At 69.3% G+C, this 22,838-nt stretch carries 21 protein-coding genes; 15 read left to right on the forward strand and 6 right to left on the reverse strand.

The features are described 5' to 3' along the window. Window positions 1–116: 116 nt before the first annotated feature. Window positions 117–1,640 (forward strand): IMP dehydrogenase, encoded by a 1,524-nt coding sequence (gene guaB / locus FNH13_RS05930; RefSeq protein WP_143782617.1) that lies wholly within the window; start codon window positions 117–119, stop codon window positions 1,638–1,640. A gap of 16 nt (window positions 1,641–1,656) precedes the next feature. Here the strand turns inward: guaB and FNH13_RS05935 are convergent, their stop codons facing one another. Continuing rightward, window positions 1,657–2,445: a dioxygenase family protein gene (locus FNH13_RS05935; RefSeq protein WP_143784963.1), complete on the reverse strand. Its 789-nt coding sequence runs from the start codon at window positions 2,443–2,445 to the stop codon at window positions 1,657–1,659. 104 nt (window positions 2,446–2,549) lie between these two features. On the opposite strand from FNH13_RS05935, the gene FNH13_RS05940 reads away from it, so the two are divergent. The 8 genes from FNH13_RS05940 to FNH13_RS05975 all read left to right on the forward strand — a co-directional run bounded on the left by FNH13_RS05940 (window position 2,550) and on the right by FNH13_RS05975 (window position 11,179). After that, window positions 2,550–3,671 (forward strand): GuaB3 family IMP dehydrogenase-related protein, encoded by a 1,122-nt coding sequence (locus FNH13_RS05940; protein WP_143782618.1) that lies wholly within the window; start codon window positions 2,550–2,552, stop codon window positions 3,669–3,671. Between the two features lie 235 nt (window positions 3,672–3,906). After that, window positions 3,907–5,256, forward strand: a complete 1,350-nt coding sequence (locus FNH13_RS05945) for a beta-propeller fold lactonase family protein (RefSeq protein ID WP_143782619.1) — start codon at window positions 3,907–3,909, stop codon at window positions 5,254–5,256. Between the two features lie 150 nt (window positions 5,257–5,406). Then, on the forward strand, window positions 5,407–6,216 hold the full coding sequence (locus FNH13_RS05950) for an SURF1 family protein (protein ID WP_143782620.1): 810 nt from the start codon (window positions 5,407–5,409) through the stop codon (window positions 6,214–6,216). Then, window positions 6,209–6,541, forward strand: coding sequence for a DUF3817 domain-containing protein (locus FNH13_RS05955; protein ID WP_143782621.1), 333 nt, complete (start codon window positions 6,209–6,211; stop codon window positions 6,539–6,541). Before FNH13_RS05950 ends, FNH13_RS05955 begins: the two co-directional genes overlap by 8 nt. 53 nt (window positions 6,542–6,594) lie before the next feature. Further along, window positions 6,595–8,172 carry a glutamine-hydrolyzing GMP synthase gene (gene guaA / locus FNH13_RS05960; RefSeq protein ID WP_143782622.1) on the forward strand — a complete coding sequence of 526 codons (1,578 nt, stop codon included), beginning with the start codon at window positions 6,595–6,597 and terminating at the stop codon, window positions 8,170–8,172. Between the two features lie 139 nt (window positions 8,173–8,311). Continuing rightward, window positions 8,312–8,908 carry a DoxX family protein gene (locus FNH13_RS05965; protein WP_228266613.1) on the forward strand — a complete coding sequence of 199 codons (597 nt, stop codon included), beginning with the start codon at window positions 8,312–8,314 and terminating at the stop codon, window positions 8,906–8,908. A 205-nt stretch (window positions 8,909–9,113) separates the two neighbouring features. Next, complete coding sequence (locus FNH13_RS05970) at window positions 9,114–10,418, forward strand: Mur ligase family protein (protein ID WP_143782623.1); 1,305 nt, start codon at window positions 9,114–9,116, stop codon at window positions 10,416–10,418. Beyond that, window positions 10,415–11,179, forward strand: coding sequence for a type 1 glutamine amidotransferase (locus FNH13_RS05975; RefSeq protein WP_228266614.1), 765 nt, complete (start codon window positions 10,415–10,417; stop codon window positions 11,177–11,179). Before FNH13_RS05970 ends, FNH13_RS05975 begins: the two co-directional genes overlap by 4 nt. A 70-nt stretch (window positions 11,180–11,249) precedes the next feature. On the opposite strand, the gene FNH13_RS05980 is transcribed toward FNH13_RS05975, so the two are convergent. Then, window positions 11,250–12,425, reverse strand: a complete 1,176-nt coding sequence (locus tag FNH13_RS05980) for a lysylphosphatidylglycerol synthase transmembrane domain-containing protein (protein ID WP_143782624.1) — start codon at window positions 12,423–12,425, stop codon at window positions 11,250–11,252. Window positions 12,426–12,849: 424 nt separating this feature from the next. On the opposite strand from FNH13_RS05980, the gene FNH13_RS05985 reads away from it, so the two are divergent. Together FNH13_RS05985 and FNH13_RS05990 are read left to right on the forward strand one after the other, a co-directional pair. Continuing rightward, the gene (locus tag FNH13_RS05985; RefSeq protein WP_143782625.1) at window positions 12,850–13,464 is read left to right on the forward strand and encodes an NUDIX hydrolase; all 615 of its coding nucleotides are present in this window, start codon (window positions 12,850–12,852) and stop codon (window positions 13,462–13,464) included. A 4-nt stretch (window positions 13,465–13,468) separates the two neighbouring features. Then, a complete protein-coding gene (locus tag FNH13_RS05990; protein ID WP_143782626.1) occupies window positions 13,469–13,834 on the forward strand; it encodes a hypothetical protein in 366 nt (121 codons plus the stop codon). Between the two features lie 30 nt (window positions 13,835–13,864). Here the strand turns inward: FNH13_RS05990 and FNH13_RS05995 are convergent, their stop codons facing one another. The 3 genes from FNH13_RS05995 to FNH13_RS06005 are packed head-to-tail and all read right to left on the reverse strand — an operon-like array spanning window position 13,865 to window position 15,227. Continuing rightward, on the reverse strand, window positions 13,865–14,299 hold the full coding sequence (locus tag FNH13_RS05995; protein ID WP_143782627.1) for a hypothetical protein: 435 nt from the start codon (window positions 14,297–14,299) through the stop codon (window positions 13,865–13,867). After that, on the reverse strand, window positions 14,296–14,751 hold the full coding sequence (locus FNH13_RS06000) for a hypothetical protein (RefSeq protein WP_143782628.1): 456 nt from the start codon (window positions 14,749–14,751) through the stop codon (window positions 14,296–14,298). Before FNH13_RS06000 ends, FNH13_RS05995 begins: the two co-directional genes overlap by 4 nt. Then, window positions 14,748–15,227 (reverse strand): GNAT family N-acetyltransferase, encoded by a 480-nt coding sequence (locus tag FNH13_RS06005; RefSeq protein ID WP_143782629.1) that lies wholly within the window; start codon window positions 15,225–15,227, stop codon window positions 14,748–14,750. The genes FNH13_RS06000 and FNH13_RS06005 overlap by 4 nt, the downstream gene beginning before the upstream one ends. Window positions 15,228–15,363: 136 nt before the next feature. Between FNH13_RS06005 and pcrA the strand changes: the two genes are divergently transcribed. Then, on the forward strand, window positions 15,364–17,793 hold the full coding sequence (gene pcrA, locus FNH13_RS06010) for a DNA helicase PcrA (RefSeq protein ID WP_143782630.1): 2,430 nt from the start codon (window positions 15,364–15,366) through the stop codon (window positions 17,791–17,793). A gap of 56 nt (window positions 17,794–17,849) precedes the next feature. Here the strand turns inward: pcrA and FNH13_RS06015 are convergent, their stop codons facing one another. Further along, entirely contained in the window at window positions 17,850–19,037 is a 1,188-nt protein-coding gene (locus FNH13_RS06015; protein WP_143782631.1) for a M23 family metallopeptidase, read from the reverse strand. Window positions 19,038–19,331: 294 nt separating this feature from the next. Between FNH13_RS06015 and sucC the strand changes: the two genes are divergently transcribed. From sucC to FNH13_RS06030, 3 genes are all read left to right on the forward strand, one after another. Beyond that, window positions 19,332–20,504 (forward strand): ADP-forming succinate--CoA ligase subunit beta, encoded by a 1,173-nt coding sequence (sucC, locus tag FNH13_RS06020; RefSeq protein WP_143782632.1) that lies wholly within the window; start codon window positions 19,332–19,334, stop codon window positions 20,502–20,504. A gap of 19 nt (window positions 20,505–20,523) precedes the next feature. After that, window positions 20,524–21,411: a succinate--CoA ligase subunit alpha gene (gene sucD, locus FNH13_RS06025; protein ID WP_143782633.1), complete on the forward strand. Its 888-nt coding sequence runs from the start codon at window positions 20,524–20,526 to the stop codon at window positions 21,409–21,411. Between the two features lie 166 nt (window positions 21,412–21,577). Further along, window positions 21,578–22,834 (forward strand): cell division protein PerM, encoded by a 1,257-nt coding sequence (locus FNH13_RS06030; protein ID WP_143782634.1) that lies wholly within the window; start codon window positions 21,578–21,580, stop codon window positions 22,832–22,834. Window positions 22,835–22,838 lie beyond the last annotated feature (4 nt).

Raw genomic sequence — 22,838 nt, forward strand, 5'->3', positions numbered from 1 at the left:
CTGCAAGAAGTAGTCAAATCGTTACCCATTGAGAATTCCGGATGGCGCAGGCGCCGGATCGGACGCCGTCAGACCCGTGGCGGTTCCCGTCCCTGTCGGCACCTACCATGGGTTCTATGAACCTGGCCGACACCCAGTCCGTAGTTCCTGACCCGTTCCGCGCGCTCGGCCTGACCTACGACGACGTCCTCCTGCTGCCCGGCGACACCGACCTGGTGCCCGAGGAGATCGACACCACGAGCAGGTTGACCCGCGACCTGAGCCTGCGCCTGCCGCTGGTGTCGGCCGCCATGGACACCGTCACCGAGGGTCGGATGGCCATCGCGATGGCCCGCCAGGGCGGGATCGGGGTCCTGCACCGCAACCTCTCCGTGGAGGACCAGGCCTACCAGGTCGATCTGGTGAAGCGGACCCAGACCGGGCGGATCACCAACCCGGTGACCATCGGTCCTGACGCGACGCTGGAGGAGCTCGATCAGATCTGCGGCCAGTACCGCGTCTCGGGTCTGCCGGTCGTCGACCCGCAGGGGCACCTGCTGGGCATCTGCACCAACCGCGACCTGCGCTTCACACCGCTCGCGGAGTGGGAGCAGACGCTGGTGCGTGACGTGATGACCCACACTCCGTTGGTCACCGCCCCGGCGGACGTCAGCCGCGAGGAGGCCACCGGCATCCTGCGGGCGCACAAGCGCGAGCGACTGCCCCTCGTCGACGACGAGGGACGCCTCGCGGGCCTGATCACCGTCAAGGACTTCGTGAAGTCCGAGCAGTTCCCGCACGCGAGCAAGGACGGTCAGGGTCGCCTCCTGGTGGGGGCTGCGATCGGCTACTACGGGGACGCCTGGGAGCGCGCCACGACCCTGATCGATGCCGGCGTCGACGTGCTCGTCGCCGACACCGCCCACGGGCACGTACGGATGCTGATCGACATGGTGCAGCGTCTGAAGTCCGACCCGGCGACCCGGCACGTGCAGGTCGTCGGCGGCAATGTCGCCACCCGCGCCGGTGCCGCCGCCTTCGTGGAGGCGGGAGCCGACGCGGTCAAGGTCGGGGTCGGACCGGGAGCGATCTGCACCACCCGTGTCGTGACCGGCATCGGGGCCCCGCAGCTGACGGCTGTCTACGAGGCGGCGCAGGCCGCCCGTGAGGCCAATGTGCCGGTGATCGCAGACGGCGGGATGAAGTACTCCGGTGACATCGCCAAGGCGCTGGTCGCCGGTGCCGAGTCCGTGATGATGGGCTCGATGCTGGCTGGGTGCGAGGAGTGCCCGGGTGAGCTGATCTTCGTCAACGGCAAGCAGTACAAGTCCTACCGGGGCATGGGCTCGCTCGGGGCGATGAGCTCGCGCGGCAAGAAGTCCTTCTCCAAGGACCGCTACTTCCAGGCCGAGGTGGACAGCGACGACCACATCGTGCCCGAGGGCGTGGAGGGTCGGGTCGCCTACAAGGGCGCGCTGTCCAATGTGGTGCACCAGATGTCCGGCGGACTGCGCCAGGCGATGTTCTATGTCGGGGCGCGCACCGTGCCCGAGCTGCAGGCCAAGGGTCAGTTCGTGCGCATCACCCAGGCCAGCCTGCAGGAGTCACACCCGCACGACATCCAGATGACCGTCGAGGCGCCGAACTACAGCATCGGTTAACGAACTACAGCATCGGTTAGCCGAACTGCCAGGACCGCTTCGACAGGCCATACCAGAAGCCGTCCACGGCCACCTCGTTGTCGAGCCCGCCGCTGGCGTCGGCCACCCCGAGGGTGACATAGAGCGGGGCCCAGTGCTCGGTGCGCGGATGCGCCTCGTGCGCCCCGGGTGCCTGCGTCGCAAAGTCCAGCACCGCGTCGACGTCGTGGCGGGCCAGCGCCTCGGCCGCCCAGTGGTCGAACTCCGCCGACACCTGGGGCGGAGCAGCATCGGCCGGATTGCGCGGGTTGAACCACTTCAGGTTGTGCGTGGTGAAGCCCGACCCCACGATGAGGGTGCCCTGGTCCCGCAGCGGCGCCAGCTTGCGACCGATCTCGAAGAGCTCGTGCGGGTCGAGGGTGGGCATCGACATCTGTAGCACCGGAATGTCCGCGTCGGGGAACATCTCGACCAGCGGCACGTAGGCTCCGTGGTCCAGCCCGCGGCCCTCGTCGCGGTGGACAGAGTCGCCGATGATCGTGCTCACCTCGTTCGCCAGGTCAGGGGCGACCGGCGCGGCATACTCCACCTCGAAGTATTTCTGCGGAAAGCCCCAGAAGTCGTAGAGGAGCGGGACCCGCTCCTGGCTCGCGCTGACCGTCAGCGGCGCCGACTCCCAGTGCGCCGAGACCATCAGGATGTTGCGGGGTCGGGGGAGCTGGTCGGACCAGGCGCGCAGTTGAGCTGTCCAGGTCTCGTCGTCGGCCAGCGGCGGGGCGCCGTGGCTCAGATACAGCACGGGCTGGCGATCGGTGGTCTGCCGCACGGTGGTCCTCCAGAGTGTCCAGTCCACGTGGTCAAGGATTCAATTTCCAGTATGCCGGGTGGCGGCTGTCCCGGCACCTCGCCGGTTGCTTGTAGCCTGACCGCGTGAATGAGATCGAGATCGGCCGTGGCAAGCGCGGGCGGCGCGCCTACTCCTTTGAGGACATCGCGGTGGTGCCGTCCCGACGCACCCGGGACCCCGAGGACGTGTCGATCAGCTGGCAGATCGATGCCTACCACTTCGAGCTGCCGGTCATCGCGGCACCGATGGACTCGGTCGTCTCCCCGCAGACCGCCATCATGATGGGACAGCTGGGCGGGCTCGGCGTGCTCGACCTCGAGGGCCTGTGGACCCGCTACGACGACCCCACCGAGCACCTGGCGGAGATCGCCGAGCTGGACGCCTCGGCGAGCATCCCCCGGCTGCGCGAGCTCTATGCCGCTCCGATCCGTCCGGAGCTGATCACCCAACGGCTCCGGGAGATCCGGGAGGCCGGGGTGACGGTCGCCGGCTCCCTGTCGCCGCAGCGGACCCAGCAGTTCTGGCGCACCGTGGTCGACGCGGGGGTCGACCTGTTCGTGATCCGCGGCACCACCGTCTCCGCCGAGCACGTCTCGAGCAGCGCGGAGCCGCTCAACCTCAAGCGCTTCATCTATGAGCTCGACGTCCCGGTCATCGTCGGCGGAGCGGGCACCTACACGGCCGCACTGCACCTGATGCGCACCGGAGCAGCCGGTGTCCTCGTCGGGTTCGGCGGCGGTGCGACCCACACCACCCGCACCACGCTCGGCATCCACGCGCCGATGGCCACCGCCATCGCCGACGTGGCGGCTGCCCGCCGGGACTACCTGGACGAGTCGGGTGGTCGCTATGTCCACGTCATCGCTGACGGTGGGGCGGGGCAGTCGGGCGACATCGTCAAGGCGGTGGCCTGCGGCGCCGATGCGGTCATGGTCGGGGCCGCCCTGGCCCGGGCCTCCGAGGCGCCCGGTCGTGGGTTCCACTGGGGCTCGGAGGCGCACCATCCGTTCCTGCCGCGCGGAGAGCGCGTCCAGGTCGGCACGGTCGGCAGCCTGCAGGAGATCCTCACCGGGCCGGGACGCGACGCCTCCGGCACCACCAACCTGATGGGCGCGCTGCGCCGGGCGATGGCCACCACCGGCTACACCGACGTCAAGGAGTTCCAGCGCGTCGAGGTGGTCGTCGCGCCCTACACGCGCCACTGATCCACACGCCACCGATCCACGCGCCATTGGGTGCAGATGCACTGTGGCCGCCCTGCCGGTGGTGAGAAAGATTGTGTCCAGATGCACCGTGGCCGCCAGGAGAGTTGTCCGGGGGGCGTCTGGCGCGCGCCTGGCCGGTAGCGGGCGCCGATCCGCTTACCCTTGAGGGGTCGTCGAGTCAGGGAACTCTGGGGTGTGCGAGCAGCGCGCGCCGGAGTGGTCGGAGGAGCAGAGCATGCACGTGCGCAGTGAAGCCAAGTTCAAGCGTCGCCGGGCGATCGTCGCAGGAGCGCTGGCTGTAGTGCTGGCGGGATCACTCACCGCGTGCCTGACCACCGGTGACGACGACGCCGACAACACCCCTGCGGCTCAGACCGGCACCGCCGGGGATGACGCAGCGACCACCAGCGGCGGTGCGGCGGAGGGCTTCAAGAACGCCACGGGCGGTGGCAAAGGCGCCGACTCTGATCCTGGCTCCGACGCGGACTCTGAGTCTGCGACTGCGCCAGACGACGCGGAGGTCAGCGAGGCACCCGTGGCCGGGCCACCTCCGATTCCCTCCGCAGAGTCCTATATGGAGCGGGTCGACTACATCACCGGCGGCATCACCCCGAAGTCCGTGGTGGCCTCCAACGCGGGTCTGGTCATCGCCAACAACATGATGTACAGCCACACCTCGACGGTCTACGACGCTGAGTCGCGCGAGTTGGTCAAGACCCTCTCGGACGAGGTCGTCCCGAGCGAGCTGGGCGTCGAGGGGCACCCCGGGACGGCCAAGGGCTCCCCGGTCGAGGCGGCCTGGACCGACGACGGCAAGTACGCCTACGTCTCGCAGTACACGATGTATGGCGAGAGCTTCGGCAAGGAGGGCTTCGACGCGTGCACCCCGGCCGACGGCGTCGGACCGTCCCTGCTCTACCGCTTCAACGCCGAGACGATGGACTGGGACCAAGCCATCGAGGTCGGCGCGGTCCCGAAGTATGTTGACATCACCCCCGACCAGAAGACGATCCTGGTCAGCAACTGGTGCGACTCGACCATCTCGGTCGTGGACGTCGAGACCGCCCAGGAGGTCAAGACCATCCCGATCGCGGCCGCGCCGCGGGGGATCGAGGTGCTCCCGGACAACCGCACGGCATACGTCGCGGCGATGTATGCCGACAAGCTGTTCAAGGTTGACCTGGAGACCGGCGAGTCCGAGGTGATGATGGAGACCGGCCGCAAGCCGCGTCACCTCAACCTCTCTGCGGACGGCAAGTACCTCTTCATGGCCGTCTCGGGCAACGACACGATTTACAAGATCGACACCGAGACCGAGGAGATCGTCGACCAGGTGGAGTCGGGCCGGGAGCCCCGCTCGATGATCCTGTCCTCGGACGGCACCGCGCTCTATGTCGTGAACTACTACGAGCCCTCCGTCGCCAAGATCAGCACCGAGGACATGGAGGTGCTGCAGAAGGAGCCGACCGACGCCAACCCGATCGGCATCACCTATGAGCCGGTCACCCACACGGTCTGGGTCGCCTGCTACGGCGGGTCGATCTACGTCTTCGACGACACCCTCGCGAGCGACCCCGACGCCTGACCCCAATTTTGAGAGTGGTTTCGTCGGCGGTTAACGCATTTTTGTCGTGGTTTCGTCTGTCACGGACGCTGTCACCCCGCATTCTCGTAGTGGCCTTGGGAGTCGACCCTCGCTGACGGTCGTGCAGGGGAGGTCACCTACCCTGGGAGGGTGTTGCGCACCCTGTTCACCCCACGTTGGCTCACGCTGCTCGGCGTCGTCGTCGCCATCTGTGTGGCCTTCGTGTGGCTGGGGCTGTGGCAGCTGGCCGTGGCGCAGGACTCGGCGATCGCCGAGCTGCAGGCCGAGCGCGACGCGCTCGTCGAAAAGCCGCTGGACCAGGTGATGGAGCCGCATGCGCCCTTCCCCGCCGACGGCGCCGGTCACCCTGTGGTCGTGGAGGGGGAGTATGACGGCACGCGCCAGTTCCTGGTCCCCGACCGCATCCTGGGGCAGGAGAGCGGGCTGTGGGTGGTCACCCCCCTGGTGACCGGGAACGGCGCGGAGGTGATCCCGGTGCTGCGCGGCTTCGTCACGGACCCGGCCGACGCCGACCTGCCCCCCAGCACGCCGGTGACCGTGCGCGGCGAGCTCGCCCCGGGGGAGTCGCCCTACTTTGGCGAGGAGGAACTGCCCGCGGGCCAGCACGGCACGATCGACCTGTCGGTGCTGGCCAACGAGTGGCCGGAGTCGCTCTACAACGGGTTCATCTTCAGCACCGCCGAGGAGCCTGCCCTGAGCTCTGCGGACCTGCAGCACGTCCCGCCCCCAACGCTGCAGGCCGGCGACATCGACTGGCGCAACCTCGGCTACGCCCTGCAGTGGTGGGTGTTCGCCGCCTTTGCGGTCTTCATGTATCTCAAGCTGCTGCACGACGCGGCCCGGCACCGGGAGGTCAGCGGAGGACGCTCAGGGTCTGGGCCTACAGTGAGCAGCGCCCCCGCACCCGCCGACGAGAGGATCGAGCCCCACCATGTCTGACCGCGCCAAGCTGAAGTTCTTCCAGGTGATGGCGTTCGTCGTCGGTGTCGCGCTGCTGGTCCTGACGACGCACATGGTGCTGCGCTACGGCTTCCAGAACCACGCCCTCGACTGGTGGGCGATGCCGCACGGCTTCCTCTACATGATCTATCTGGTGTCCGTCGCCCTGCTCGGCTTCGCGCTGCGCTGGGAGATCGGACCCATGGTGCTCGTCATGCTGGCCGGGTGCGTGCCCTTCCTGTCCTTCTGGGTCGAGCACCGGGTCACCCGGATGGCACGGGCCCAGATCGAGGCCAGGGAGAGCGGAGCCGGGGTGCGGGTCTGACCGAACCCAGCCCTCCGGCATACGGAAGGGCCGCAGGCAGATAACCTGTCCCGGTGACCGACGCCCTCCAGCAGCGCCCTGTCCTCGTCGTCGACTTCGGCGCGCAGTATGCCCAGCTCATCGCCCGACGGGTCCGCGAGGCTTCCGTCTACAGCGAGATCGTGCCGCACGACATGCCGGCCGAGGAGGTGCTCGCCAAGAACCCCGCGGCCCTGATCCTCTCCGGTGGACCCTCGTCGGTGTATGCCGAGGGGGCGCCGTCGCTGGACGCCGACCTGCTGACGGCGGGGGTGCCGGTCCTGGGCATCTGCTACGGCTTCCAGGCGATGGCCAGCGCGCTCGGTGGGACGGTGGAGAAGACAGGGCTGCGGGAGTTTGGCGAGACCAAGGCCCGGATCTCCGACACCTCCAGCACCCTCTTCGACGGTCAGCCGGATGAGCAGCCGGTGTGGATGAGCCACGGGGACTCCGTCTCCGAGGCCCCCGAGGGGATGCGGGTGACCGCGACGACACCGGGGGCGGAGGTGGCGGCCTTTGAGGACGACGAGGCCCGCCGCTACGGCGTGCAGTGGCACCCCGAGGTCCTGCACTCCACCTTCGGCCAGCGCGTGCTGGAGAACTTCCTGGTCCGGGGGGCCGGCCTGGAGCAGACCTGGACCAGCGAGAACGTCGTGGAGGACCTGGTCACCTCGATCCGCGAGGAGGTCGGGGACGCCCGGGTCATCTGCGGGCTGTCCGGGGGTGTCGACTCCTCGGTGGCCGCAGCCCTGGTGCAGCGCGCTGTGGGGGACCAGCTCACCTGCGTCTTCGTCGACCACGGTCTGCTGCGTGAGGGAGAGGCCGAGCAGGTCGAGCAGGACTTCGTCGCGGCGACCGGCGTGGACCTGCTCGTCGTCGACGCCCAGCAGCGTTTCCTCGACGCGCTCGCGGGAGTGACCGACCCCGAGACCAAGCGCAAGATCATCGGCCGTGAGTTCATCCGGGTCTTCGAGCAGGCCGCCCGGGACGTGGTCGGCCACGCCGACGCCGAGGGCCACCCGGTCAAGTTCCTGGTGCAGGGCACGCTCTATCCCGACGTCGTGGAGTCCGGCGGAGGCAGCGGTGCGGCCAACATCAAGAGCCACCACAACGTGGGCGGGCTGCCGGACGACCTGCAGTTCAGCCTCATCGAGCCGCTGCGCACGCTCTTCAAGGACGAGGTGCGCCAGGTCGGCCTCGAGCTGGAGGTCCCAGAGGCCATCGTGTGGCGCCAGCCGTTCCCCGGGCCGGGCCTGGGCATCCGGATCATCGGTGCCGTCGACGCCGAGCGTCTGGCCATCCTGCGGCGGGCTGACGCCATCGCCCGCGAGGAGCTCACCAAGGCCGGCCTGGACCGCGACATCTGGCAGTGCCCCGTGGTCCTGCTCGCCGACGTACGCTCGGTGGGCGTGCAGGGCGACGGACGCACCTATGGGCACCCGGTCGTGCTGCGTCCGGTCAGCAGTGAGGACGCCATGACCGCCGACTGGAGCCGGGTGCCCTATGACGTGCTCGCCAAGGTGTCCAGCCGGATCACCAACGAGGTCGAGGAGGTCAACCGGGTGGTGCTCGACGTGACGAGCAAGCCGCCGGGGACCATCGAGTGGGAGTGAGCCGACGGGTGTTGGGAGTGAGCCGGCGGGTGTGAGGTAAGAGACACCGGGAAAGTGGAACTTCGACACGGTGTAGTACTACACTCTGTAGTGGAGGTCGAGAACGACCTCCACCTCGCAGAATCCGAAAGGCATCGTCATGAGCGCGAATCTCCAAACCCCCGCACAGGACGACGTTGTTGTGGGCCGCGGTGGTCGCGGCGACGACACCGTCTACCAGACCGACATCGTCCACTCCAGCTTTGTCCGCAAGCTGCTGGCCGGCATGCGGATCCTGATCGGTTGGACCTTCATGTGGCCCTTCCTCGACAAGCTGTTCGGTCTCGGCTATGGCACTGAGTCCGCCCGCGCCTGGATCGAGGGTGGTGCACCGGCACAGGGCTACATGATCAACGCCACCTCCGGTCCGTTCAAGGAGGTCTTCGTCTGGATGGCAGAGACCTTCGGTGGTCTGACGGACTTCGTCTTCATGTTTGGTCTGTTCGGCATCGGCCTGGCCATGCTCGCCGGCGCGGGCCTGAAGCTCGCCGCCTGGGGTGGCACCCTGCTGATGGCCTTCATGTACTTCGCCGCACTCCCCATCGGCGCGGCCAACATGGGCTTCACCAACCCGATCACCGACTCGCACTGGATCGAGGCCGCGGTCCTGCTGGTCGCCGCCTACACCCTCTCGGGTGACACCTGGGGCCTGGGCCGCTGGTGGGGCGAGAAGGTCGGCAACAGCTGGCTGCGGTGACCTCCTGGTCGACCGACTGACGTGACCTGCCCGTCATACTCCACGCGAGTATGACGGGCAGTTCCGTGTGCGGTGCGCGTCTGTGGTGGCGGAGCGACGGGTGGGGTGTGGTGGCGGAGCGACGCGTGAGGCGCAGGGGTGCCACGTGAGGTGGTCGGGACGTGAGGTGCGTGGCGGTGGGGGCGCGGCCGATTAGAGTTGCCCTGTGATCCGCTCCTCTGTCGCTATCGCCGCCGGCAAGCTGGCCCGGGGTCTGTCCCGTCTGCGTGGTGGCGGCTCCGCCCTGCCCGGCCTGGTGACGGAGACCCTGGACCCGCAGGTGCTGGCGCACGCCCTCTCGGGTCTGCCCGGGGGGATCGTCGTGGTCAGCGGCACCAACGGCAAGACCACGACCACCAAGATGGTCGTCGCCCTGCTGCGGGCGCACGGCCAGCGCGTCTTCACCAACCCGACGGGCAGCAACTTCACCCGCGGCGTGATCTCAGCGATGCTCGCCGAGGTGCCGCTCAACGGGCGCCTGGACGCAGACTGGGCGGTGCTCGAGCTCGATGAGGCGCACGCCCTGCACTTCGCCGCCACGGTCGCCCCGACCCACGCGCTGCTGCTCAACGTGGCCCGCGACCAGCTCGACCGGTTTGCCGAGATCGATCAGACCGCCCAGCTGCTGACCCAGCTGGCCGAGCAGACCACCCTCGGGGTGGTCCTCAACGTCGACGACTCCTTCATCGCACGGATCCGGCGCCGGGTGGCGGACGGGGTGCAGGTGAACTGGTTCGGCGTCGACCCCTCCTGCGCCGACCGGCTGCCCGAGTTGCAGGAGGCGGATGTGCGCGCGCCCGAGGCGGACGGTGCGGCAGCGCTGCCGGACAGTGCCGACACCTCCCTGCTGCTGGTCCACGACGAGCGCTCCTTCACCGTCACCGGCTCCGCCGACGTCGGGCCGCTGACCCTGCAGCAGCGCGGGCTGGCCGCGATGATCAACGCGACGGCCGCCACCGCCATCGCTCGTCTGGTCCTGGCCGACGACTTCGATCCGGCCGTGGCTGCCTCGGCACTGGCCACGGTGACGCCCCCGTTCGGGCGGGGTGAGGTGATCGACGTCGACGGGCATCCTCTCGAGCTGGTCCTGGTCAAGAACCCGGCCGGGTTCACGGTGGCGCTGGGCACCTACGGCTCCGAGCCTGTCGACACCCTGATCGCGATCAATGACAACTATGCCGACGGGCGGGACGTCTCCTGGCTCTATGACGTCTCTTTCGAGAGCCTGGCCGAGCACGGGGTCGCCCTCACCAGCGGGGTGCGTGCCTTCGACATGGCCCTGCGGCTGCAGTATGACGGGGTGCCGGTCGGCGATGTCGAACCCGATCTCGACGCCGCCCTCGATCGGTTCCTGACCGAGCACTCCGGTCGGCCGACCCGGATCTTTTGCACCTACACCGCGATGATGCACCTGCGACGCCGTCTGGCGGCCCGCTACGGTCTCGCGCGCTTCGGAGAGGACGCCGCGTGAGCAAGGGCACCGTCCACATCGTCCACCTCTATCCGCGTGAGATGAGCATCTACGGCGATCTGGGCAACACCCGGACGCTGGCCAGCAGGCTGCGCTGGCACGGCTACACCCCGGTGGTGCACGACCACCATCCCGGGGAGCCCTGGCCGGAGGAGGCGCACCTGCTGCTCGGCGGCGGGGGCCAGGACTCCGGGCAGGCCCGGGTCCAGGACGACCTGGGCACCCATGCTGACCGGCTCCGGGCGCTGGCCGAGGACGGGGTGCCGATGCTGATGATCTGCGGCATGTATCAACTCTTCGGCCAGGCCTTCACCACGGTGGAGGGCCAGCGGCTGCCGGGGCTCGGCATACTCGATGTCACCACGACCGGCGGGAGCACGCGGATGATCGGTCCCGTGGTCCTCGACACTGCGGTGGGTCAGGTCGTCGGTTATGAGAACCACTCCGGCTCCACTGTCCTCGGTCAGGGGCAGGAGCCCTTCGGGCAGGTGCGTGTCGGACAGGGAAACAACGGCTCGGACGGCACGGAGGGGGCCCGCACCGGCAACGTGATCGGGTCCTACCTGCACGGACCGATCCTGCCCGCCAACCCCGCGCTGGCCGACTACCTGCTCGAGGCCGCCGCGACCCGGGCCACGGGAGGGTGGGAGCCCGGGGAGCCGGACGACGCGCTCGCCGACCAGGCCCGCCGTCGGCAGGTGCTCCGCCTGATGTCCCAGGGGCGGCAGGTCAGCAGGGTGCGGCAGCTGCTGCGACGCTGACGCCAACCCGACCGCCAGCGCGCGTGCGGGCCGTCGGCGCACTGTGCGCCGGAGGTCGGCCCACGCCCGGTCAGGCGCTGGGCTGCTGCGGACGTGGGTGCGGGTCCTGATGCGTCTCGTGCTGCGCGGGTCGTGCCTGATCACTGGGTGACGCGGGGTCCTTTGGCGCGAGGTTGCGCTTGAGCTGACCGGCGGCCCGCGAGGTGTTCTTGGGGCCGAACCACCAGATGCCCCAGGCCGCCAGACCCAAGGGCACGGACAACAGGTTGGTGAAGATCGCATAGAGCAGTGCGGCGGCTGAGGCCGCTCCCGGGTCGCCGCCGAAGGCGACCAGGATGCCGGCCGTGCCGACCTCCGTGATGCCCAGGCCGCCCGGGGTGATGGCGATGACTGTGAGGAACTGCCGGAAGGCGTAGGCGGCGAAGAGCATGTAGACCGGCAGGCCCAACCCCACGGTGCGAGAGGCCACCCAGTAGAGGATGAAGAAGAAGCCAAACATCCCCACCAGGCCCAGCGTCATCTTGATGCTGTGCTTGCCCACCACGGTGGACATCCGGGCCCGCTGGTCCTGGATGATGCGGTCCATGTCGACGCCGGAACGGATCTTCTTGGAGAAGGGCCGCAACAGCTTGCTGATCAGGTGCCCCAGGAAGGTCGAGACCCGGTCGGAGTAGATCGCCAGGGCGAAGAGCACGATGAGCCCCGTCCCGGCGGCTCCGGCGATGACGCTGACGGCGATGATCGCGGTGGGTGCCTCGACGGGACCCCAGATGACCACGGCCATGCCGAGCACCGGGAGCGCCACGCGGGCCAGGATGTTCCAGACCCCGGTCACCACCAGGGAGGTGGAGATGTTGCTCCGGGAAAAGCCCCAGGACCGATACATCACATAGGAGATCGCCACCCCGACAGCACCGCCACCCGGAAGGATGTTGCTGACCATCGAGCCCGCCGCGTTGACCATGAGGGCACGGACGTGGCTGAGCCCGGGCAGCGACCCGATGAGCGTGAGGGTGTAGCAGTAGAGGCCCACCAGCATCAGGCCCAGCATCACCGCGGAGGCCTCCCAGCCCACCATGCTCAGCTGGGTGCCGATCTGGGTCCACGTGGTGTCAACGACCAGCGGCATGCCAAAGATCAGCAGCGCCAGGGCGATCGCGAAGCCGAGCAGCGACTGGATGATCTCCCGGCGCCCGAGGCGCGTGAGCTTCGGCTCCGGCAGCGACTCGTCCCCGACGGACGTCACGTGTCGACACCTCGCTGGTGCGATCGAAGCGCCGACGCGTGGTCAACCCTCTCCTGAGGGATCCGACGTCCCGGCACCCGGAGGCAGCCTGGGGTAGGAGGGCGCAGCACAGGGACAAGCGTACGTCCCCCGAGGACCACACTGGCAGCAATTTCGCTCGGGCGTGCCCCCGGACGTCTCGACCCGCCTGCCCCGGACCCGCGCCCCAGCGCCCTGGGTATCCGTCCTGTCACCATCATCTCCCACCTGCCCCGATCGCCCGTGTGTCGGGCACGTGTCCGCACACCCCTGCTGTCACCAGCACCCAGCGCCCTTGCTGTGCACCCCGTCCGCTGACCCCGACCCGGCCCGGGGCTGTGCCTTGGAGCACGATACCCGCCATGGCAGTCTGACCCGGTGAGGACGGGTCTGCAGGAAGGTTGCGATGGTCAGGGTGCGCGCCGTTGACAGGGCCGGGACAACGCTCGTGGAGGATGTCGTGCCGCACGGCATCGACCCCGCAGCAGTCCTTCAGGCGCACGGCCACGAGCCGTTGTGGTCCGGCACCGAGCTGGTGGACGGGGAGGTGGTGCTGGTCTACCTGGTCGAGCCAGGAGAGCGCCCAGAGCCCCACCAGCGCCTCGGGGCGTATGCCGTGGTCGTCGCCGAGCATCTCGGCATACCCTCCCTGCTGCTCACCACCTTTGCCAACACCGACGACGACGTCTGGGGCCTGCCCGGTGGCGGCGTCGATCCAGGGGAGGACCCGGCAGCGGCAGCGGTCCGGGAGGTCTGGGAGGAGACCGGCCAGCAGGTGCAGGTCACCGCGCCACTACAACTGGTCAGCCGGCACTGGACCGGCCAGGCCCCGTCCGGGCGCCTCGAGGACTATCACGCCATCTCCGCGGTCTATCTCGCTGCCTGCTCAGAGCCGGTCGTCCCGGTGGTCCACGACGTCGGTGGCAGCACCGCGCATGCGGCCTGGATCCCCCTGTCCGAGCTGGCGGTCACCCCGTTGCTGGACTGGCAGCGGAGGATCCTGCCGCGCAGCCTAGGCTAAGGACATGGAATTCGTTTACGACCTGACTGTTGCTGCCCACATGCTCGGCCTGGCCTCCCTCATCGGTGGCTACCTCGTGGCGGTGACACGCAGCTCCCAGGGTCTGGTGCCCAACACGGTCATGGTGTGGGGCGCGCGGGTGCAGGTGCTCACCGGCCTGATCCTGGTCGGTGTCGCCCAGGGGGCGCTGGACGCCGAGGTCAACAACACCAAGATCGCCGTCAAGCTGGTCATCGCGCTCGCGGTCGCCGGCCTGACCGAGGTGGCCGCCGCCCGGGCGCGCAAGGACAAGCCCGTCGCCGCGGGGATGGTGCACGGCGCCGGCCTGCTCGCCGTGGTGAACGTGCTCGTCGCGACGCTCTGGAACTGAGCCGGGTGACCTGAGCCGGAGGGCTCGCCGCTAGCGCGCCAGCCGCGCCGGGCGGGTGCTCCACAGCCACCACAGGCCGAGCACCGGCAGCACCAGCGGGATGTAGAGGTAACCGCGACCGAAGTTGGACCACACCGTGGCGTCCGGGAAGGCCGCCGGGTCCAGCACGCTCCACAGCCCCACGGCGAGGACCCCCAGGAGCTCGGTGCTGATCGCCACAACAGAAACCCACCAGGCGCGGGGGCCGCGCAGCGCCAGGGACACTGCGGCCACCACATAGATCACTCCCGCGACCGCGGAGAGGGTGTAGGCCAGCGGTGCCTCGTGGAACCGGGTGGCGATCTGAAAACCCGCCCGGGACAGCGATCCCACGACGAACACGGCATACAGCGCGATGATCAGGCGGCCCGGACCGGAGGTGCGGGGATTGACCTCGCGGTGCGTGGTGGCGTCCGTGGAGGTCACAGATAACCCACCCCGTGCCAGATCTGGGCGCACCGGGCGCCCATCACCGCGACGACGAAGCCGGCGAGCGCGAGCACGAAGGTGCCCCAACGGGACTGGTCGCTGCGGGTCCAGAGCCAGGCGACGGCCGGGACCATGAGCACCGTGACGAGATAGGCCCACAGCTCCCAGGACGGTCCGACCGGGCGCTGTCCCTCAAGGGTGCGCAGCAGATAGGACCCGAACACGACGGTCACCACCACCTGCAGCGCGGCGGTGATCCCGAGGGTGACCCGTCCGGGGCCCCGGCCGCGCAGCCCCGAGACGACGCAGACCCCCAGGGTCAGGAAGCCGGCCAGGAGCAGGGTGATGGTCCACCCGTCGAGGTATGCCGTGGAGCCGGCCGGTGAGATGGTCCCGGCTGTGAGGGTGAGGGTGAGGGTGAGGGTGAGGGTGGGAGTGGGCAGGATCACGCGTCGGCCCCCAGTGCGGCCAGGGCGTCACCGGTGAGGCGTTGGGTGGTCCACTCATTCATCGCCTCCGCCCCGACGTGGCGGTAGACCTCCAGGGCGGGCGTGTTCCAGTCGAGGACGGTCCACTCCATGCGCGGGTAGCCGCGCTCGGTGCAGACCCGGGCGAGCGTGGCCATCAGCGTGCCGCCGATCCCGCTCCCGCGGTGGGCGGGGGAGACGTAGAGGTCCTCCAGCCACAGCCCGTTGCGTCCGGTCCAGGTGGAGAAGGTCAGGAACCACACCGCGATGCCGACGACCTGTCCGTCCACCTCGGCGACATGGGCCCACGCCGTCGGGGAGCTGTCCTGGGGGAAGAGGACCTGCCGGTAGGCCTCGACGGTGCCGACCGCCGCCTCCGGCTCCTTCTCGTAGTCGGCCAGCTCCTGGACCAGACCCAGGATCGCGGGGATGTCCTGCTCTGTTGCTTCGCGGATCACGCAGACAAGGGTACGTCGGCAGAGGTGGGGTGGGTGCCGGACGGGCGGGTCCGGCATACCTCGTCCCCTGCGGTGTCCGGGCTCGGTGGACAGAGCCGGGAAGGTGTCAGTGTCTCGACCTAGACTGAGCCGCACCATGAGCACGCTCTTTGACAACGTCCCCCTGCCCCCCATGTCGCCCTCCCAGGCCAGCGGGAGCGTGCCGGTGGACGAGTCCGGAGTGCCGTTGTGGGCTCTGGAGGAGGCACCGGCCCCCGACTTCGCCGACGAGGAGCCGACGTCCCACGCGGACGCCGCCACGCTGCTGAAGGGTCTCAACGGGCCGCAGCGCGAGGCCGTCGTCCACGAGGGCTCGCCCCTGCTGATCGTGGCCGGAGCCGGCTCGGGCAAGACCCGGGTGCTGACGCACCGCATCGCCTACCTGCTGGCGCACCGGGGGGTGCAGCCGGGCCAGGTGCTGGCCATCACCTTCACCAACAAGGCCGCCGCAGAGATGCGCGAGCGGGTCGAGGGCCTGATCGGTCCCCGGGCCAAGGCGATGTGGGTGTCCACCTTCCACTCGGCGTGCGTGCGCATCCTGCGCCGCGAGGCGGCGACTGTCGGGTTGAAGTCGACCTTCTCGATCTATGACGCCGCCGACAGTCAACGGCTGATGGCCATGGTGATCCGGGACCTGGACCTGGATCCCAAGCGCTATCCGGCCCGGGTCTTCTGCCACAAGGTGTCCAACGCCAAGAATGAGCTGATCGACGAGGAGACCTTCGCGGCGCAGGTGGGCAACAACCCCTACGAGGCGGTGGTGGCGCAGGCCTACACCGACTACCAGCGACGCCTGCGCCAGGCCAACGCGCTGGACTTCGACGACATCATCTCTCTGACGGTGAACATCCTGCAGGCCTTCCCGGCGGTGCGCGAGCACTACCGACGCCGCTTCCGGCACGTGCTGGTGGACGAATACCAAGACACCAACCACGCGCAGTACACCCTGGTCCGCGAGCTCGTCGGCACCGAGGACGAGGAGGTGCCACCCGCCGAGCTGTGCGTGGTCGGTGACGCCGACCAGTCGATCTACGCCTTCCGGGGAGCCACGATCCGCAACATCGTGGAGTTCGAGAAGGACTACCCGCAGGCGCGCACCATCCTGCTCGAGCAGAACTACCGGTCCAGCGAGCGCATCCTGCGGGCGGCCAATGCGGTGATCTCACGCAACCCTGGCCGGCGGGACAAGAAGCTGTGGTCCGAGTTGGGTGAGGGGCCGATGATTGTCGGCTACGTCGCCGACGACGAGCGTGACGAGGCGTCGTTCGTCGCGCAGACCATCGACCGGCTCGGCGACGAGCACGGGGTGCAGCCCAAGGACGTCGCGGTCTTCTATCGCACCAACGCCCAGTCCCGGGCGCTGGAGGAGGTCTTCGTGCGCACCGGCCACCCCTACAAGGTGGTCGGCGGCACCCGGTTCTACGAGCGCCGTGAGGTCAAGGACGCACTGGCCTACCTGCGGGTGGTGGCCAACCCCGCTGACGACGTCAACCTGCGCCGCATCCTCAACGTGCCCAAGCGCGGCATCGGTGATCGTGCTCAGGCCGCCGTCGCGGCGCTCGCGGCACGTGAGCGGATCCCCTTCGTGGCGGCCCTCGCTCGCCCTGAGGACGCACCGGGGATCGCGACGCGCTCGGTGACGGCGATCCAGGCGTTCACGGCCATCCTGGAGGACGTCGGCAAGGTCGCCGCCGATGAGGAGGCCGGGGTCGCCGAGCTGCTCGAGGCGATCCTGGACCGCTCTGGCTACACCAAGGAGCTGCGGGCCAGCCACGACCCGCAGGACGAGACGCGGCTGGAGAACCTCGCGGAGCTGGTGGCTGTCGCGCGGGAGTTCGACGAGAACTACCCCGAGGGGACGCTCGTCGACTTCCTGGAGCAGGTCGCCCTCGTCGCGGACGCCGACGAGATCCCCCAGGGCGGTGACGGCACCGAGGCGGGGGTGGTGACGCTGATGACCCTGCACACGGCCAAGGGCCTGGAGTTCCCGGTGGTCTTCCTCACCGGTCTCGAGGACGGCACCTTCCCCCACATGCGCTCGATGGATGACCCTGTGGAGCTGGAGGAGGAGCGGCGCCTGGCCTATGTGGGCATCACCCGCGCCCAGCAGCGCCTGCACCTGAGTCGGGCCGGCACCCGGGCCGCCTTCGGGGCGCCGCAGTACCACCCACCCTCGCGCTTCCTCGACGAGATCCCGCCCGAGGTGGTCGACTGGGAGCGTTCCGACCGCGATCGGATGAGTGTCGCGGGCCGGCCCAGCGCTTCGGTCCAGCAGGGCTGGGGAGGCGCGGACCGGGGACGGACCGGCGGTGGCGTGGTCCGCCTCAACCCCCGCGGTTCCGCAGCGCCCAGGACTCTTGCGCCGATCTCGGTGGCCGCCGGGGACCGGGTCAGCCACGACTCCTTCGGCCTCGGCACCGTCATCCGGGTCGAGGGCACCGGAGACCACACGATGGCGCACGTGGACTTCGGTGACGCGGGGGTCAAACGTCTCCTGCTGCGCTATGCGCCGCTGGAGAAACTCTGAGTCCGGTCCGGTCCGCTGGCCCTGGAGGCCCGACAAGGCTGAGTCGGGGTGACGGCTCAGCCGCGGCGTGACTCCAGCCACGGGGTCGGGTCGATCGGACCCTGCTCCGTGTGCACCTCGAAGTGCAGGTGAGCCCCGGTGGACCGCCCGGTGTTACCCACGGCGCCGACCGTGGTGCCTGCCACGACGGCGTCGCCCTCTGAGACGTCGATCCGGGACAGGTGACCGTAGACGGTCAGTTCGCCGGTGTCGAGGGTGATCTTGGTGTGATAGCCGAGTCCGGAGTTCCACCCGGTGGTGGTCACGGTGCCCTGCCCCACGGCATACAACGGAGTGCCGATGTCGGCGCCGTAGTCGAGGCCGTTGTGCATCCGCCCCCACCGCCAGTCGAACCGCGAGGTCTGGCGTGCGTCCAGGATCGGCTCGTGGAAGGCCTGGGTCTGGATGATCTCGCGGACCTGTTCCCGGGCGCCCTCGGTCAGCTCGACCCCGGTGGTGACCGAGGATTCCATGAGGGAAAGTTGGGCACTCATCAGGCGGTGCCCCTCGGTGACCGCTGTGGTGCCCCACGCCAGGCTCATCCGCCCGATCGAGCCTCGCGCCGTCGCCGTGGTGGAGCGATCCGCGATCAGGGCGGCCCCACCCGCCCCGGCAGGCAGGAATCGCCCGGTGCCCTCCTGAGCCGCTGACGAGACGGGCTGGTCGCGCAGCACAGCCGCCCGCGCCGCATGGTCAGCGTGAGTGCCGGCGCACACGCTCTGGGGGATTCCCACCACTCCCGTCGAGGCTCCGGCGGCCACCAGGGCCGTGGCGACCAGCGGACTGATCAGACGCCGGTTGGCCAGCGAGCGCTGGAGACGTGCGGCCGCCTCCCGGGCCTCCCTGCGGGTCTGGGGTGCCTCCGGCGCCGCGGACGGGGCAGGAAGGGGATCACGGGCTCTGCCGAGACTCCGGCCCCGTGCGGCCTCCCGGGCCTCCCTGCGCGAGCGTGGCTCGGTCGGATGGTCGACGACCTGCCGGGCCTCGCGTGCCTGCCGAGCCTCGCGTGCCTGCCGAGCCTCGCGTCGGGTCCGGGGTGGACTGACCTGGCGGGCTTGCCGGGCCTCGCGGCGCGTGCGCGGCTCCGCAGCCTCCGGGGTCTCGCCGTGCGTGCGAGGCTGTCCGTGAGTCACGTGGACCGTGCGGTGACGTCCGCTGGTCGCAGCGCTGCCGGTCTGGTCCTGGCGCACCGCAGGCCGCGACACCGACCGCAAACGGTCGTCAGGAGACTCGCGCACATCAGCTCCGATGGGACATCGAACGGGTCCAGACAGGGGGCCAGCGCGCCGGGCGGGGGGTTCCCGGGGCTGTTGGACGTGCGAGCACTTTACCCTTCCTTGACCCACTGGCGGATGTGGCACTGATCACGCTGTGGACGGTGCGCTAATCTGCAACGGACATCCGGTCAGGACCTGGGCGCCTCCCAGAACCTCAGCCCGGCCGCCCAGCAACACACACGCACAGACCCACAACCAACACGCAGATGGGATAGCTGACTCGTGGACCTTTTTGAGTACCAAGCGCGGGATATGTTCGAGGCGCACGGCGTGCCGGTTCTAGCCGGCGAGGTGATCACCGACCCCGGTGACGCAGCCGCGGCAGCAGAGCGCATCGGTGCCAACAGCGGCGGTGTCGTCGTGGTCAAGGCGCAGGTGAAGACCGGCGGTCGGGGCAAGGCCGGTGGCGTCAAGCTCGCCAAGAGCGCCGAGGAGGCCGCGACCGCGGCAGAGCAGATCCTCGGGATGGATATCAAGGGTCACACCGTGAACACCGTCATGATCGCCCAGGGAGCCAGCATCGCCGAGGAGTACTACTTCTCGGTCCTGCTCGACCGCGCCAACCGTTCCGTCCTTGCCATGTGCAGCAAGGAAGGCGGCATGGAGATCGAGCAACTCGCCGTCGAGCGTCCCGAGGCCCTGGCCCGCGTCGCTGTCAACCCGTTGACCGGCATCGACGCCGCCAAGGCCCGCGAGATCGTCGACGCCGCCGGCTTCACCAGTGACCAGGACGCGCTCGCTGACGTGATCGTCAAGCTGTGGGGTGTCTACCAGGGTGAGGACGCGACCCTGGTCGAGGTGAACCCGCTGGTCAAGACCACCGACGGGCAGATCATCGCCCTGGACGGCAAGATCACCCTCGACGAGAACGCCGAGTTCCGCCACGAGCACCACGCCGCGCTGGAGGACAAGGACTCGACCGACCCGCTGGAGGCCAAGGCCAAGGAGATGGGCCTGAACTACGTCAAGCTCGACGGCCAGGTCGGCATCATCGGCAATGGCGCGGGTCTGGTGATGAGCACCCTCGACGTCGTGGCCTATGCCGGCGAGCAGCACGGTGGGGTCAAGCCGGCCAACTTCCTCGACATCGGCGGTGGCGCCAACGCCCAGGTGATGGCCAACGGTCTCGACGTCATCCTCGGTGACGAGCAGGTCAAGGCCGTCTTCGTGAACGTCTTCGGCGGCATCACCGCCTGCGACGAGGTCGCCAACGGCATCAAGGGAGCGCTGGAGATCCTCGGTGACAGCGCCACCAAGCCCCTCGTGGTCCGTCTCGACGGCAACAACGTCGAGAAGGGTCGCGCGATCCTGGACGAGCTGAACCACCCGCTCGTGACCCAGGTTGACACCATGGACGGCGCGGCCGACAAGGCCGCTGAGCTGGCGAACGCCTGAGACCGGGAGACAACAAAAAATGACGATCTACCTCAACAAGGACTCCAAGATCATCGTCCAGGGCATCACCGGTGGCATGGGTTCCAAGCACACCGAGCTCATGCTGCTGGCCGGCTCGCACATCGTCGGCGGCGTCAACGCGCGCAAGGCTGGCACCACCGTCACGCTCAACGACCAGGAGCTGCACGTCTATGGCACCGTGAAGGAAGCCATGGAGGCGACCGGTGCCAATGTGTCCGTGCTTTTCGTGCCGCCGGCCTTCACCAAGGACGCCTGCATCGAGGCCATCGACGCGGAGATGCCGCTGATCGTGGTCATCACCGAAGGGGTCCCGGTCAAGGACACGGCTGAGGTCTTCGCCTACCTCGAGGGCAAGCAGACCCGGATGATCGGCCCGAACTGCCCGGGAGTCATCTCCCCCGGGGAGTCCCTGGCCGGCATCACCCCGCACACCATCGCGGGCAAGGGGCCGATCGGCCTGGTCTCCAAGTCGGGCACGCTGACCTATCAGATGATGTATGAGCTGCGGGACTTCGGCTTCACCACCGCGATCGGCATCGGTGGCGACCCGATCATCGGGACGACGCACATCGACGCGCTCGAGGCCTTCGAGAACGACCCGGACACCAAGGCGATCGTGATGATCGGCGAGATCGGCGGCGACGCCGAGGAGCGTGCCGCCGACTACATCAGGGAGCACGTGAGCAAGCCGGTCGTCGGCTACGTCGCCGGATTCACCGCCCCGGAGGGCAAGACCATGGGCCACGCCGGCGCCATCGTCTCCGGGTCCTCCGGCACCGCTGCCGCCAAGAAGGAGGCCCTCGAAGCCGCTGGCGTCAAGGTGGGCAAGACCCCCTCGGAGACCGCAGACCTGATGCGTCAGATCCTGCAGAGCCAGGACGCCTGACGCACCGCCCTGCCAGCTGTCCGCGGTGCGGACACGGCACGGACCTCTCGGGCCCCCGACCACGACCCTGGTGTCGGTCGGGGGCCCGAGTGCTGTCCCGGCGGAGTGCCTGCTCTCGGTGTGCCTCCGCTTCATCCGTCCCGCGCCGGGTGACGATGGTGACGTCATGACACTCCTGGAGCGCACCACCACTCGACCCTCCGACGCGGCCACCCTGACCGGGCGGCTGCGCGCGGTCCTGCTGGCAGCGCTGGCCGGCCTGCTGGCCGCCGTGATCTCCTGGGTCGTCGTCCTGGTGCCGGTCGTGGTCGCGTGGCTGGCCGACGACCGCAGCAGCACGTCGATCTGGCAGACGGCGGGCATCGGTGTCGACCTGTGGGCACTGGCGCACCGTGGCACCATCGAGGTGGGGGCCACCTCGGTCGTCTTCGCCCCGTTGCTGCTCACCCTCGTCCCGCTGCTCGCCTGCTGGTATGCCGTGGGGCAGGTGGTCGTGGACCGGCCCGACGCCCGTGGCCAGCTCCAGGATGTGCGTGGGTGGCGCTCGGCCTGGGCGGCGCTCGGCGCCGCCGAGCTGCTGGCCTTCCTGGGTGGCTATGTCGCCTCCGGGCTACTCCTGGTCTCCCTGGCCAGCCTCGGCCAGGCACCCGTGGTCGTCGCCAGCACGGTGCCCGGACTGGTCCTGATCCCCTTGGTGGCGATCATGCTCAGCCTGTGGCGCGAGCGCAGGCGTCAGGAGCAGCCCACCCTCGACCGGGGCCTGCGGTGGATCGAGCTGCACACCCCGGTGCTCTTCCGTCGTGGACTGCGCCCGGCGGCGCAGGCCCTCGGCCTCCTGCTCACCGGTGCCCTGCTGATCCTGGTCGCGCTCCTGGTGATGCGCTTTGACCGGGTGCTGACCCTGTATGACGCGCTGGACGCCGGCACGGTGGGCACGTCGGTCCTCACGCTCGGCCAGGTCCTGGCCCTGCCCAACCTGCTGGTGTGGGCCATGGGCTGGACCAGCGGTGCCGATGTCGCCGTGGGCACCGTGCAGGTCGGCTGGGCCGGGTCGACGGCGGGGGACCTGCCGCTGGTCCCGGTCCTGGCCGCGCTTCCCGAGCCCGGGTCCCTTCCCCCCGGCCTGTGGCTGGTGGTCCTGATCCCGGTTCTCGCCGGCGCCTGGCTGGGTTTCCAGAGTGTGCGCGCCGCCCCCCGCCTGGCCTCCTGGTGGGCCAAGGCGCAGATCGCGGTGTCGGCCTGCGTGTGCGTCACGGTGGTCGTGCTGGTGCTGAGCTGGCTCGCGCTGGGCGGGCTGACCCCGGGTCTGCTCGCCGTCGTGGGCACCGACCCGCTGCGGGTGGCCGGCCTGCTGGGAGCAGAGCTGCTCGGTGGCGCGCTGCTCACCCTGACAGTGCTGCACCTGTTCCGACGCCGGCTCTGACCCT

Origin of the sequence: Ornithinimicrobium ciconiae (genome assembly GCF_007197575.1) — a bacterium.
Taxonomy (GTDB): domain Bacteria; phylum Actinomycetota; class Actinomycetes; order Actinomycetales; family Dermatophilaceae; genus Ornithinicoccus; species Ornithinicoccus ciconiae.